We start from the raw sequence: 13115 nt of genomic DNA on the forward strand, positions 1-13115 counted from the left end.
CGATTCTGCCGCGCCGGCCGCTTCCGCCGGCGAGCAGCCGGCAGCGGGCACCGACGGCGAGCAGCCGAGCCGTGCGCGCCGGAACCGGACCAGGACCCGCCGCCGCAACGGCGAAGTGGTCTCCGGCACGGACAGGGCAGCACAGCCTGGCGCCAGCGAGGGCTAACTGCCCCCATGACTGACACTGTTTGGGCGCCGGACGGCGGCAGCCTGGTGGTGCACGCCGACAACGCGGAGTACCTCCCCACGCTGCCGGACGGCGCCTTCACACTGATTTATGTGGACCCGCCCTTCAACACGGGCAGGCCGCAGCGGCGGCAGGAAACCAGGATGGTGGCCAACGCCGAAGGCAGCGGCGACCGGGTGGGCTTCAAGGGCCGCTCCTACGACACCATTAAGGGCGCCCTGCACCGCTACGACGACGCCTTCAGCGACTACTGGTCATTCCTGGAGCCCCGGCTGGTGGAGGCATGGCGCCTGTTGGCGGACGACGGGACGCTGTACCTTCACCTGGACTACCGGGAAGTGCACTATGCCAAGGTGATGCTGGATGCCATCTTCGGCCGCGAGTGCTTCCTCAACGAAATTATCTGGGCCTACGACTACGGTGCCCGCGCCCGGAACCGCTGGCCCACCAAACACGACAACATCCTGGTGTACGTGAAGAACCCGGCGAAATACCACTTCGACAACGCCGAGGTGGACCGGGAGCCCTACATGGCGCCCGGGCTGGTGACACCGGCAAAACGCGAACTGGGCAAGCTGCCCACGGACGTGTGGTGGCACACCATCGTTTCCCCGACGGGCAAGGAAAAAACCGGCTATCCCACCCAGAAACCTGAGGGCCTGGTGCGCCGGATTGTATCTGCGTCAAGCCGGCCCGGGGACTGGTGCCTCGACTTCTTCGCCGGTTCCGGGACGCTGGGCGCGGTGGCCGCCAAGCTGGGGCGGAAGTTTGTCTGCGTGGACCAGAACCAGCCGGCCGTGGAGATCATGGCCAAGCGGCTGGGCACCCATGCAACCCTGACGTCCTACCACGCCAACAAGGTGTCCTGACCGGCACCGGCAGGCAGGAGGGTCCATCGCACCGGCGTGATGAACCCTCCTGCCGCGGTCCCGCTAGTGCCCGGGCGTGCAGCCTTCCATCAGCTGGATCCCGTGTTCGGTCTGCCGTTTCACCTGCACGGACCCCTGTGAATCACAGATGGCGTTGACCAGGAGCGCATAGCCTTCCCCGTTCTGGAAGTTGCCGTTCTCCCCCGCCAGGCCAAAGTCCTTAACGGTTCCGGGCGGAACAAAGACCCAAGCTTCCGGTGCACCGGGAAACACACTGGGCAGCCAGGCCCAGTTGCCCTGCAGGACTGGGCCGTCGGAACATTCAATGCCGCACGCGGCCGGCGGCCTGCTGACGTTCACGCAGTCGAGGGCGTGTGCCGCTGCGGGAACGAAAGTAAAGGCTGCAGCAAGGCCCGCCGCTGCCAGTGTTTTGCGAATCATGTTTCTCTCCGTCCAGGACAAGGAATGATGCTTGACGATGAGACCTACAGCGGTGCAAACCGCGCCTTCCCCGGCACAGCAAGACTGGACGACGGCAGAGGGTTAGACAAGACGCTTGAGTAAATCTTGCGGGTTGCCCGGGCGGGAGCCCGGTACTACGGACGGACGACGGCGGTCCCAGTCCCCAACTCCTCGATCCGGGCCAGGATTTCCGGCGCGGTGAGGTTCTCCCCCAGCAGGTTGGGCTTGCCGGTGCCGTGGTAGTCGGAAGATCCCGTGACCAGCAGGTCGTGCTTGGCGGCGAGCCGGCGCAGGAAAGCGCGCCCTTCGTCCGGGTTGTCCCGGTGGTCAATCTCAAGGCCGGCCAGCCCGGCGTCGATCATCTCCCGGTACGTGCGCTCCCCCACGATCCTGCCGCGCGCCGACGCCACCGGGTGCGCAAAGACGGGGACGCCGCCCGCCGCCCGGACCAGTTCGACGGCGACTGCCGGGTGGGGTGCGTAGTGCGGGATGAAGTACCGGGAGCGGGAGGTCAGGATGGACGAAAAGGCCTCGGAGCGGTCCTCTACAACACCAGCAGCCACCAGCGCATCAGCGATGTGCGGACGGCCGAGCGTCGCCCCCGGAGCCACATGGTGGATGACGTCGTCCCAGGTCAGGGGGTAGTCCTCGGCGAGGAGCGTGACCATTCGCTCCGCACGGGTGAGCCGGGCATCCTTGGCTTTTGTGATTTCCTCCAGCAGCCCGGGGTGGGCGGGATCGTGGAGGTAGCTGAGGAGGTGGACGCTGATGCCTTCCTCCGTGCGGCAGGAAACCTCCATGCCGGGCACCAGGGCCACGCCGTGCTCCAGCGCCCCCACAGTTGCGGCCTCCCAGCCGTCCGTGGAGTCGTGGTCGGTCAGGGCTATCACGTCCAGACCGGCGCGGGCGGCAGACGCCATCACATCGGCTGGTTTTTCCGTGCCGTCTGAGACGTTGGAGTGCGCATGCAGGTCGATCCTCACCTGTCCAGCCTAGTTGACCCGGGCATCAGCGGCCCCGAAGCCCGTTCGCATCGCCGGGAACGTGGTGAGACGATGGTGCCGTGAACCATGCCGACAACACCCTGAATTCTGCTTCCCAACCGCTGGAGGAGCGCGTCAACAACCGCTCGCAGCGGCCCAGTTCCGACGCTTTCAAGGCCTTCATGGCCAGCAACTGGGCACCGTCCAGCCAGGAGCTCCCTGGCCGTGACGATGTGGCCGGCTACGCCGCGAACCGGCGCAAGGCCATCTCCGCCCTGTTCAAGGGCGAACGCCTGGTCCTCCCCGCCGGCCCGTTGAAGGTCCGTTCGAACGACTGCGACTACCGGTTCCGCCCGCACTCCGCATTCGCCCATCTCACCGGCCTCGGCCTGGACCATGAGCCGGACGCGGTCCTGATCCTCGAGCCGGTGGCAGAAGGAAAGGGCGACGACGGCAGCCACCACCATGCCACGCTGTACTTCCGCCCGCTGGCCGGCAGGGACACCGAACAGTTCTACGCCGACGCCCGGTCCGGCGAGTTCTGGATCGGCGCCCGTCCCACGCTGGCCGAGTTCGAAGCGCGCCTTGGCCTGGCGACAGCCCACATCGACCAGCTGGAAACGGCCATCACCAAGGATGTGGGCGCACCGGAGATCGGCGGGATCTCCATCCGCCTGGTCCGCAAGGTGGACGAAAACATTGACGCCCTCGTGGACACCGCGCGCTACAACACCGCACGGGACCCCGAAAACCTGGACCTGGGCGTCTTCGACGCCCTGGACGAGAAGCTTAGCGAGGCCCTCTCCGAGCTGCGCCTGCTCAAAGATGAGTGGGAGATTGAGCAGATGAAGATCGCGGTGGCCTCCACCGTTGAAGGGTTCGAAGAGGTGGTGAAGGTCCTTCCGCGGGCACTCACCCATGCCCGGGGCGAGCGGGTTGTGGAAGGCGCGTTCTTCGCCCGCGCCCGCGAGGTTGGCAACGAACTGGGGTATGACACCATCGCCGCCTCCGGCAACAATGCCACGGTGCTGCACTGGACCCGGAACACCGGCAAGGTCAACGCCGGTGAACTGCTGCTGCTGGATGCCGGCGTGGAAGCTGATTCGCTGTACACCGCTGACATCACCCGGACACTGCCGGCCAACGGTGTCTTCAGCGAGGTCCAGCGCAAGGTTTACCAGGCCGTGCTCGATGCTGCAGACGCCGGATTCGCCGCGGCACGGCCCGGCGCCAAGTTCCGGGACATCCACACCGCCGCCACCACCGTCCTCGCCGAGCGGCTCTTCGAATGGGGCCTCCTGCCCGTCAGCGTGGAGGAAGCCGTCAGCCAGGAAGGCCAGCAGCACCGCCGCTGGATGCCGCACGGCACCAGCCACCACCTGGGCCTGGACGTCCATGACTGCGCGCAGGCCAAGCGGGAACTCTACCTGGACGGAATCCTCACCGAAGGCATGGTGTTCACCATCGAACCCGGCCTGTACTTCAAGGCCGAGGACCTCGCCATCCCGGAGGAATACCGCGGCATTGGCGTCCGGATCGAAGACGACGTGCTGATGACCGCCGACGGCCCGGTCAACCTCAGCGCAGCCCTGCCGCGCAAGGCCGAGGACGTGGAGGACTGGATGGCCGGCATCTACCGCGAGGCGGACGCCGCACAGTAACTCCTACCGCAGGCACAAAAGCGGGGCCACCGGTAATCCGGTGGCCCCGCTTGTGCTTTGGGCTGTTACGGGCGGGGGTCGGCAGGGCGCTGGCCGTTGCCACCGTGCCCGGTGTCACCGGACTGCTGGACGGGTTCATGCGGTTCGCTGTCATCCTGCCCTCTTTTATCCTGCACGGGGCCCCGCTGCAGCGGGTCCTGGGCAACTCCGCGCTGTTCGCCCTGCTGCTGCCCCGGTTCCCCCGCCGGTGCCTGCGGCAGGCGCACGCCGTACTGCGGACGTCCGTCCGGCAGGTCCGGATAGCGGACCGGGCGCGCAGGCGCCGGAGGCTGCTCCGTATGGGGGCCGCCGTCGTACGCCTGGTCTCCGTGCTGCCGGCCCTGCTGCTGCCCGTCCCCAGCCTGGTAACCGGGGTCCTGGGCCGGCGCACCGGTGGATTGGCCGTACGGGTCATGCCAGCCGGAGGGGCGGGCCGGGCCCTGCCCCGGCTGCTGGTGGGGCTGGTTGTTCTGGTATGGCTGGTTGTAGTAGTCCCGCTGGGTGTACGGGCCGTTGCCCGCGGCCGCATCGGAGCGGGACATCGGCAACTGCTGCAGGAGCCGCCGGGCCTCATGCGCGGCTTCCGGCGACACAACGACGTCGTAGGTCGTGGCCACCACCTGGCTGGTGGATGTGAAGTCCCGCTTGCCGCGCTGCATGGCGTAGGTGACGATCCCGAAGAGCATGAAGAACGCCGCGCCCATCAGCACGGAGGTGAGGATGGAGAAGTACCCCGGCGACGGCGCGAAGAAGGACAGCATCACGCCGACAAAGAGTCCGAACCACATGCCGCTCAGCGCCCCCGACAATGCCACCCGGGGGTAGCTCAGGCGCCCCGTGACCCGTTCCACCATCTTCAGCTCGTTCCCGACGATGGAGACCATCTGCACCGGGAACTGCTGGTCCGCGAGGTAGTCCACCGCTTTCTGGGCATCAAGGTAGGAGGTGTAGGAGCCGACGGTGTCACCAGTGGGAACGGCCCTGGCTTCGTCCATGCCGCTGGGTCCACCTGACCTGGGAGCACCAAAAATGTTTGCCATACCCCCATTCTTGCCCATGACCATGGATGCTGCCTGGGAATTCAGCTAAAAGAGAGCAGACTCGGTAGCCTGTAGGGGTGAGTACAACACCTACCCGCGTCTTTGTGGCGCGCCTGCTGGGACTCGACGTCTTCGACCCGCTGGGCGACCGGCTGGGCCGGCTGCGTGATGTTGTTGTGCTCTCCCGTGGAACCCAGGGTGCCCCGCATGTGGTGGGCATCGTGGTGGAAGTGCCCGGGAAGAAGCGCGTTTTTGTGCCCATGACACGCATCACCTCGATCGACCAGACCCAGATCATCTGCACCGGGCTGGTGAACCTGCGCCGCTTTGAGCAGCGCGGCGCCGAAACGCTGGTGGTCGCGGAGATGTTCGACCGGCGGGTGACCCTGCGCGACGGCAGCGGGGACGCCACCATCGAGGACATCGCCATGGACCAGCACCGCTCGCGCGACTGGTTCGTCAGCAAGCTCTTCGTCCGTCGCGGCCACTCCCTGTCCCCCTTGAGCCGGCTGCGCCGTAACGAAACCCTGATCATCGACTGGGCAGATGCCCTGCAGGGTCCGCGGACCGAGCCGCAGGCAGCCACCCAGTTCGTCGCCAACCACGAGGACCTCAAGCCCGCTGACTTTGCCGAGGCGCTGCAGGAGATGAGCGACAAACGCCGCTTCGAGGTCGCCAGTGAGCTGCAGGACGAAAGGCTGGCCGACGTCCTCCAGGAACTCCCCGAGGACGACCAGGTGGAGATTCTCTCCGCCCTGGACGTGCAGCGCGCCGCCGACGTCCTGGAGGAGATGGACCCGGACGACGCCGCCGACCTCCTGGGCGAGCTGCCGTCCGCGCAGGCTGAAGAGCTGCTCCAGTTGATGGAGCCTGAAGGCGCCGAGGACGTTCGCCGCCTCCTGGAATACGACGAGGACACCGCGGGCGGCCTCATGACGCCGGTGCCGGTCATCCTGCCCCCGGAAGCCACCGTTGCCGAGGCCCTGGCGCACGTCCGCCGGGAGGAACTCTCCCCGGCACTGGCTTCCGCGATTTTCATTGCCCGGCCGCCGCTGGAAACCCCCACCGGCCGGTTCCTCGGCGTGGTGCACATCCAGCAGTTGCTGCGGTTCCCGCCGTTCGAGCCGCTGGGCAACCTGGTGGACAAGAACCTTGAGCCGCTGTCCGACCAGGCCCACATCAGCGAGGTGGCACGGACCCTTGCCACGTACAACCTGAACTCCCTCCCGGTGGTCAACGACACCGGCCGGCTGGTGGGGGCGGTGACTGTTGACGACGTCCTCGACCACCTCCTGCCGGATGACTGGCGCGCCCATGACGGCGAAGCCCCGATAAGAAAGCTCGGTGGCCGGATTGGCTGACAACAGTGCTCCCAAGAACCCCGGCCAGCGGAACCAGGGCAGGGCTGCCGCCAAGGGGAGCCTGGACACGCCCCTGAGCGGACGCCAGCGGATCCTGCCCAAGCTTTCCCCGGATCCGGACGCGTTCGGCCACGCCACCGAAGGCTTTGCCCGCTTCATGGGCACTCCACAGTTCCTGCTGTACATGACTGTGTTCTGCATTTTCTGGCTGGCATGGAACACCTGGGCTCCGGCGGAATGGCAGTTCGATTCCAAGGACCTCGGCTTCACCCTGCTGACACTGATGCTCTCGCTGCAGGCCTCCTACGCGGCCCCGCTGCTGCTGCTGGCCCAGAACCGCCAGGACGACCGGGACCGGGTCTCGCTGCAGCAGGACCGCCAGCGTGCCGAACGGAACCTTTCCGACACCGAGTACCTCACCCGTGAACTGGCGTCGCTGCGCATCGCGCTGCGTGAGGTGGCCACCCGCGACTACGTCCGCGCCGAGCTGCGGTCCTTGCTGGAGGACCTCCTGGAAGCCCAGGAAGAACTCCGCACCCATGACCCGTCCGGCCCCGGCAGCCACGAGTCGCCGCGGGACAAGGTGAAGGACAAGCTGCGTGAACAGCGGGACCGGCAGCGGAACCCGCGCACCCAGCAGATCCCCCGGGTCAAGCCCGGACACTCCGCCCAGGACAAATGAACCCACGCCTGCCCCGGCCTTTTCCTGAAAGCAGTACCACTTCATGAGCGCCCCTTTGGATGCAACCCCTTCCCGTGACGCTGCCCTGGCCAGGGCCGTTGACGAGGCCCTCGCCACCGTGATCGACCCGGAGCTGCGGCGCCCCATCACCGAGCTGGGGATGGTGGAGTCGGTCAGCATCTCCGGCGGCGGCAAGGTTACCCTGGCGGTCCTGCTCACGATTGCGGGCTGCCCGCTCCGGGATACCATCACCGCCGATTCCGAAAAGGCCCTGGCCGCGGTGCCGGGCGTCACCGCCGTCGAGGTTGAGCTGAAGGTGATGGACCAGGCCCAGCGGGACGCGCTCAAGGAAAAGCTCAGGGGCGCCGGCGGCCGGCGCGGCATCCCGTTCAACCAGCCCGGTTCGCTGACCAAGGTCTTCGCCGTGGCCAGCGGCAAGGGCGGCGTCGGCAAATCCTCGGTCACCGTGAACCTTGCCTGCGCCCTGGCCGCGCAGGGGCTGCGGGTGGGCATTGTGGACGCTGACGTTTACGGGTTTTCCGTTCCCGCCCTGATGGGGATCACGCAAGCGCCGACCCGGGTGGACGACCTGATCCTGCCGCCGGTCGCCTACGGCGTGAAGGTCATCTCCATCGGCATGTTCGTCACCGGCAACCAGCCCGTGGCCTGGCGTGGGCCGATGCTGCACCGCGCCTTGGAGCAGTTCCTCACGGACGTCTACTTCGGCGACCTCGATGCCCTGTTCCTGGACCTTCCGCCGGGCACCGGGGATATCGCAATTTCTGTTGCGCAGTTGCTGCCCAAGGCAGAGATCCTGGTGGTCACCACCCCGCAGGCGGCCGCGGCGGACGTTGCCGAACGTGCCGGTGCCATCGCCACGCAGACGGGCCAGAAGGTGGCAGGCGTTATCGAGAACATGTCCTTCCTGGAAATGCCCGACGGCGGCCGAATGGAACTGTTCGGCAGCGGCGGCGGGGCGGTGCTCACCAGCAGGTTGTCCGCCACGGTAGGTGCGGAAGTCCCACTGCTGGGACAGATTCCGTTGGATATCCAGCTCCGGGAAGGCGGGGACCACGGCGTTCCCATCGTGGTCGGCCAGCCCGGCACACCGGCCGCGGCCGCTCTGTCAGGAATCGCGGGCCGGCTGGCTGCCGTGCCGAGGGGCCTGGCTGGGATGAAGCTGGGGCTGCAGCCGCGCTGACCACCCGGCAAAGGCGCTAAGGCCCTGTCCGCAAGCCTCAGGTGGCCTCGGTGTCGTATGGGGCGGCCTCGCCGGGCGGGAGCGTCTGGACCACCCGCTCCGGGCGGGCCGGCGCGGGGTTCGCAGCGGTGATGGCAGCCGCTCCGGAGACCGCGGCGACGGCGGCGGGGGCGCCTGCGCTGACGGGCTTGGAATCGTCGTCCAGCAGCGCTTCCTTGATGATGCGCCGGGGATCGTACTGGCGGGGATCGTATTTCTTCCAGTCGACATCGTCGATGTCGATCCCGACTTCTTCCTTGATCTGTTCCCGGGCGCCCGACGCCATGCGCCGGACTTCCTTCACCAGGTTGGCCAGCTTCTGGGTGTATTCGGGCAGCCGCTGGGGACCGATCACCAGGACGCCGATGATCAGCAGAAGGAAAAACTCCGGGCCGTTGATTCCAAACACTTTAGGAAGATTACCCTCTCCGGGCGGCCGGTGACGATTCCCGTCCGGCAGGGGCCGCGGCCACGGTCATGTCCGGGTAAAAAGGGCAACGATGTTGTTGATTCCGCGCTGCAGCCGCGTTCCCAGGGCCTCCCCGGACCCGGCAGGATCGTCCCCGTGCACTACTCCCGCGGACAGCCCGGCAGCAGCCTGGCTGCCCAGCCGCTGCAGGATCGGCAGGGCGTCGTCCGCGCGGTCGGAGGGCAGGTCTGACACGTACGTAAAGGTCCTGCCCGGTGCCCGGTAGATGGCAGACCACGGGGACGTGCCATCCAGCTGGACGCCGCCGGCCTGTGCCTGGCCGGCCGGATGCTGCTCGGTGACGGTCGCGTAGTGGGAGCCGTCGGTGAGCCGCAGGAGGACTGCCGGCTGCCCGTCGATAACCATGGCCCTGGCCGACTCAAGGTGGAATCCCATGGCTTCGAGTTCGGGGCAGGCCCACCCTTCCGCCCGCAGCCCGCCAACCTGTTCCGCGGTCAGGGCACGGCCGTCAGCGGGGGTCTGGGCGGACACCTGGGAGAACGCAGCGGAAGCGTCCGCCGCCACGCCTGTGGCCGGATCGCCGGCGGCGGCGTAGACACCGGCCACCAGCACACCCGTGGCTGCAACAGTGCTGCCGGCCGCCAGGGCAAAAACCCGGAGTGCGCTCCGGTGCGCGGGTGGAGTCGCGGCAGGGGCAGCCGGCAAGGCAGCCAGGTGCGAGGTATGCGCAAGCAGCCGGGCCGTCAGGTCGTCACTGGCCGCCGGAATCGGGGCATCACGGAGCCGTTCCAGGTATTGGCGTTCCCGGCGAAGGGCGGAAGAGCATTGGTGGCACGCCGAAAGGTGTCCGGGCGTTTTCTGGTGCCTGCTGCGGAAGGGGAACCTCATGCGCCGATCAGAGGATACCGGCGATGCGGGGCATGGCCAGCTTGCGGCGGGACTGCTGCGGACGCGGGTCCCGGTGGGCGAGCTTCTCGCGGAGCATCGTGCGGCCACGGTGGATGCGCGAGCGCACGGTGCCAAGCTTCACGCCCAGGGCCTCGGCCACTTCGTCGTAGGACAGCCCCTCAAGGTCGCACAAAACGACGGCGGCGCGGAAGTCCGGCGGGAGCTCCTCCAGCGCAGCCTGGACATCGAGGTCCAGGTTGTTAAGCTCAAAGCTCTGTTCCGGACCCGGCTCGCGGCCGGGCAGCCGCGACTCGGCGTCCTCCGCCAGGGCATCGAAGCGGATGCGGGTCTTGCGGCGCGCCTGGTCCAGGAACAGGTTGGTGGTGATCCGGTGCAGCCAGCCATCCAGCGTCCCCGGCTTGAAGTTCTCCAGCGAACGGAAGACACGGACGAATACTTCCTGGGTGAGGTCCTCGGCGTCGAACTTGTTGCCCGTCAGGCGGTACGCCAGCCGGTAGACCTTTGCCGAGTGGTTGGTGACTACTTCTTCCCAGGTGGGGCGGACCCACTCGGCGTCGGGATTATTTGTTGCAGGGACAGGTGCCACAACTGAAGATGACATCGTCCACTCCCCTCGTGGAATGCTAACGCCCGGATACTGTTGACATCTCTGGTTCGGCGCCGATCACCTTTTGGATGAGCGGATAATTATCATTTCAAACTTGGCTGGGAATTTCCTGACTGCGGGAAAGTTCAGCCGTGGGCGCAAGAGCCCGCTTCCGCTTCCGGTCCGCCCGGACACAGTAGGCTGTAGAAGACAATCCCCCTTACGCCCAGAAAGCGAATATTCATGAGCGCCGACAAGTCCACCAGCTGGTCCTATGCAGAAGATCTGCCCGCTGAGGACGAGGTCATGCTTCGGGCACGGGAACGCTCATTCGAACTCGGTGTGACTCCGATCGGTCCCGGCGTCGGGGCAGTCCTCACCGTGCTGGCGGCGGCGTCAAAAGCGCAGACCGCCGTCGAAATCGGCACCGGGGCCGGGGTGTCGGGCGTCTGCCTCCTGCGCGGCCTCGGACGGCAGGCAGTGCTCACCACCATTGACGTCGACGTCGAACACCTCAAGGCCGCCCGGGAGGCTTTCGCTGAGGCAGGCAGCCCGGCCAACCGCACCCGAACCATCTCCGGCCGCGCCGGTGACGTCCTGCCGCGCCTGACGGACGCCGCCTATGACCTGGTGTTCATCGACGCGGACAAGCCCGGCCTGCCCGGCTACGTGGATCAGGCCATCCGCCTCCTGAAGCGGGGTGGCCTGCTGATCATCAACGACGCCCTGGACAAAGACAAGGTGGCCAACCCTGCCGGCCGCGAGGCCACGACGGTGATCCTTCGCCAGGTCGGCAAGGCGATCCGCGACGACGACAGGCTGGCTTCGGCCATGCTTCCCACCGGGGACGGCCTGCTGGTTGCTGTGAAGAAATAGGCCAGGGGCCCGCCGCGCAGGACCGGGACCCCGGAAGAAAGGACAGGGTCCGCAGCCTCCCGCCGCGGACCCTGTCCTGCATGATTATTCGGTAACGCCGACCAGGCATTCCCGAAGGTTTGCTGCTTCGGCAGCGTTCAGTTCGACCACAAGGCGCCCGCCGCCTTCGAGCGGGACACGCATGATCAGGCTGCGGCCCTCCTTGGTGACTTCCATAGGGCCGTCGCCGGTGCGTGGTTTCATCGCCGCCATGAGGAATTCCCCTCCAATTTGTCCCAGGACTGATCAGCCCGGTTGGGCTGTGTCCGCATGTCCATCAAGCCGCCGTGGAGTGGGCTCTTTCCACCGCCAGGGCTGCGCGTATTCTGAAATGCTTTTTGTCCTTGCTTACTTATCATTATCGCGGAATTACCCGTACGTAGCTAATCGATGGACATTTCCTGCCGGCCGGTATTCCCGCTTTGACCTGCACGGAAGTTTCCGGGGGCTACGGCGGATAATCACCACCGCCCGGCAATTGCGCCCACGCCCACAGCCACACAATCCAGACGATCTGGAGCAGCAGGAACATCACCACCACTGTTCCACGGTAAGCCCGCGACCTGGACAGCAACGCCGCCGCAAGCGCCAGCGGAAACAGCGGAAGAAGCATGCGGAAGGTACTGGTCTGCGGGTGCAGGAAGGCAACCAGGTACCCCATGTAGCAGGCGCACCACAGGCGGAGTTCGACGCCGAGGCGCACCACCGGCGGAAGGAACAGCATTGCGCCGAAAAGGGCTACAAAGACGAAGGGCGCCACAAGCCCCAGCACCGGACCGAAAAGGTCGACGCCGGTATCGAACCACGGTTTGAAGGGCACCAGGTCGTGGCCCCGCCAGACGGTTTCGGTTTTGGTGTAGGCCTCGACATCCCCGGTCGCCGCCCACGCCGCGGCAGGCCACGCAAGCGCCGACACGCCCGCAACGGCCGTCAGGCCCGTCAGCGCCGCAAGGCCGGCCAGGGAATGCGTCCGGTCCCCAGGGGCTTCCACCACGCCTCCACGGAAGCGTTCGAACACGCGGTACACCAGGACCAGGCCCAGCATGAGGGCGAACGGAACACCCACCGGCCGCGACAGGCACAGGAGCACCACCACGGGGATGGCCGGCAGGTACTGCCGGCGCACCACCAGGACGAGGGCAGCGGCCAGCAACAGCAGGGACAGCGACTCGGCGTAGGGCACCTGCAGGATGGCCGATACCGGGAACGTCGAGACGAAGGTGACGCCCCACAGCGACGCAGCGTGGGGTGCACAGTGCCGGAAAAGGACGTAGGCCAGAAGCGCGGCGCCCCAGCCGGACAGCATCGCGATAATGGTGAGGCAGGCGGCGGGATGCAGTCCCGTGATGCTGCTGAGGCCTCCCGCAAGCGCGGGAAAGAGGGGGTAGAAGGCCCACGCATTTTCCTGCACGTTGCCGGCCGCGTCCGTGGGCAGGACCGTTGGGTAGCCGTTGGCAATCACTTCGCCGTACCAGCGGGCGTCCCAGATATTGATGAAGTTCCAGTAGTCCGGTTTGGCCGGGAACCAGGGGTTGGGTCCCTGGTGGAGGGCGGCCGCCATGAAGATGCAGGCGCTGGCAACCCGGGCAGCGAGATAGACGGCGGAGACCTGCGCCCACCACGGCCAGCGCCGCACGGCTGAACCGGTCCTCGACGCCAGGGCCTGGGCCGAGGTTGCGAATCGAGTCCGCCGCCGCTCCACCGTGGTCACTGGGCGCCCGGCCCGGGCGCAGCGTCGCTGGGGCCCGGCA

14 protein-coding genes are annotated in these 13115 nt (G+C 67.0%); 6 read left to right on the top strand and 8 right to left on the bottom strand.

Going from position 1 to position 13115, the window contains the following annotated elements; genetic code table 11:
* Positions 1-174 precede the first annotated feature (174 nt).
* Complete coding sequence (locus tag ACYQ1Z_RS12270) at positions 175-1056, top strand: DNA-methyltransferase (protein ID WP_459792804.1); 882 nt, start codon at positions 175-177, stop codon at positions 1054-1056.
* A 63-nt stretch (positions 1057-1119) separates the two neighbouring features.
* On the opposite strand, the gene ACYQ1Z_RS12275 is transcribed toward ACYQ1Z_RS12270, so the two are convergent.
* Positions 1120-1497, bottom strand: coding sequence for a hypothetical protein (locus tag ACYQ1Z_RS12275; RefSeq protein WP_459792805.1), 378 nt, complete (start codon positions 1495-1497; stop codon positions 1120-1122).
* 155 nt (positions 1498-1652) lie between these two features.
* The gene (locus ACYQ1Z_RS12280; RefSeq protein ID WP_459792806.1) at positions 1653-2501 is read right to left on the bottom strand and encodes a PHP domain-containing protein; all 849 of its coding nucleotides are present in this window, start codon (positions 2499-2501) and stop codon (positions 1653-1655) included.
* 80 nt (positions 2502-2581) lie between these two features.
* On the opposite strand from ACYQ1Z_RS12280, the gene ACYQ1Z_RS12285 reads away from it, so the two are divergent.
* Entirely contained in the window at positions 2582-4162 is a 1581-nt protein-coding gene (locus tag ACYQ1Z_RS12285) for an aminopeptidase P family protein (RefSeq protein WP_459792807.1), read from the top strand.
* 65 nt (positions 4163-4227) lie between these two features.
* On the opposite strand, the gene ACYQ1Z_RS12290 is transcribed toward ACYQ1Z_RS12285, so the two are convergent.
* Positions 4228-5241: a YflT domain-containing protein gene (locus ACYQ1Z_RS12290; RefSeq protein ID WP_459792808.1), complete on the bottom strand. Its 1014-nt coding sequence runs from the start codon at positions 5239-5241 to the stop codon at positions 4228-4230.
* Between the two features lie 77 nt (positions 5242-5318).
* Here ACYQ1Z_RS12290 and ACYQ1Z_RS12295 point away from each other — a divergent pair, with 77 nt between their 5' ends.
* From ACYQ1Z_RS12295 to ACYQ1Z_RS12305, 3 genes are read left to right on the top strand one after another with little or no spacing between them, the layout of a single operon-like run.
* Positions 5319-6602 (top strand): magnesium transporter MgtE N-terminal domain-containing protein, encoded by a 1284-nt coding sequence (locus ACYQ1Z_RS12295; RefSeq protein ID WP_138136316.1) that lies wholly within the window; start codon positions 5319-5321, stop codon positions 6600-6602.
* Positions 6586-7284, top strand: coding sequence for a DUF1003 domain-containing protein (locus ACYQ1Z_RS12300; RefSeq protein ID WP_459792809.1), 699 nt, complete (start codon positions 6586-6588; stop codon positions 7282-7284). The genes ACYQ1Z_RS12295 and ACYQ1Z_RS12300 overlap by 17 nt, the downstream gene beginning before the upstream one ends.
* 43 nt (positions 7285-7327) lie before the next feature.
* Positions 7328-8485, top strand: coding sequence for an Mrp/NBP35 family ATP-binding protein (locus tag ACYQ1Z_RS12305; protein ID WP_459792810.1), 1158 nt, complete (start codon positions 7328-7330; stop codon positions 8483-8485).
* A 37-nt stretch (positions 8486-8522) separates the two neighbouring features.
* On the opposite strand, the gene ACYQ1Z_RS12310 is transcribed toward ACYQ1Z_RS12305, so the two are convergent.
* The 3 genes from ACYQ1Z_RS12310 to sigE form a co-directional block, all read right to left on the bottom strand.
* Positions 8523-8933: a Sec-independent protein translocase family protein gene (locus ACYQ1Z_RS12310; protein WP_459792811.1), complete on the bottom strand. Its 411-nt coding sequence runs from the start codon at positions 8931-8933 to the stop codon at positions 8523-8525.
* 66 nt (positions 8934-8999) lie between these two features.
* Positions 9000-9842 (bottom strand): anti-sigma factor, encoded by an 843-nt coding sequence (locus ACYQ1Z_RS12315; RefSeq protein WP_459792812.1) that lies wholly within the window; start codon positions 9840-9842, stop codon positions 9000-9002.
* 7 nt (positions 9843-9849) lie between these two features.
* A complete protein-coding gene (sigE, locus tag ACYQ1Z_RS12320) occupies positions 9850-10464 on the bottom strand; it encodes an RNA polymerase sigma factor SigE (RefSeq protein ID WP_459792813.1) in 615 nt (204 codons plus the stop codon).
* A gap of 228 nt (positions 10465-10692) precedes the next feature.
* On the opposite strand from sigE, the gene ACYQ1Z_RS12325 reads away from it, so the two are divergent.
* Positions 10693-11325 (top strand): O-methyltransferase, encoded by a 633-nt coding sequence (locus ACYQ1Z_RS12325; RefSeq protein ID WP_459792814.1) that lies wholly within the window; start codon positions 10693-10695, stop codon positions 11323-11325.
* A gap of 84 nt (positions 11326-11409) precedes the next feature.
* Here ACYQ1Z_RS12325 and ACYQ1Z_RS12330 read toward each other — a convergent pair whose 3' ends face one another.
* Both ACYQ1Z_RS12330 and ACYQ1Z_RS12335 read right to left on the bottom strand, forming a co-directional pair.
* A complete protein-coding gene (locus tag ACYQ1Z_RS12330) occupies positions 11410-11577 on the bottom strand; it encodes a DUF3117 domain-containing protein (protein ID WP_083435355.1) in 168 nt (55 codons plus the stop codon).
* A gap of 235 nt (positions 11578-11812) precedes the next feature.
* On the bottom strand, positions 11813-13075 hold the full coding sequence (locus ACYQ1Z_RS12335) for a hypothetical protein (RefSeq protein WP_459792830.1): 1263 nt from the start codon (positions 13073-13075) through the stop codon (positions 11813-11815).
* Between the last annotated feature and the right edge of the window lie 40 nt (positions 13076-13115).

It is taken from the genome of Arthrobacter sp. AD-310 (assembly GCF_054656615.1).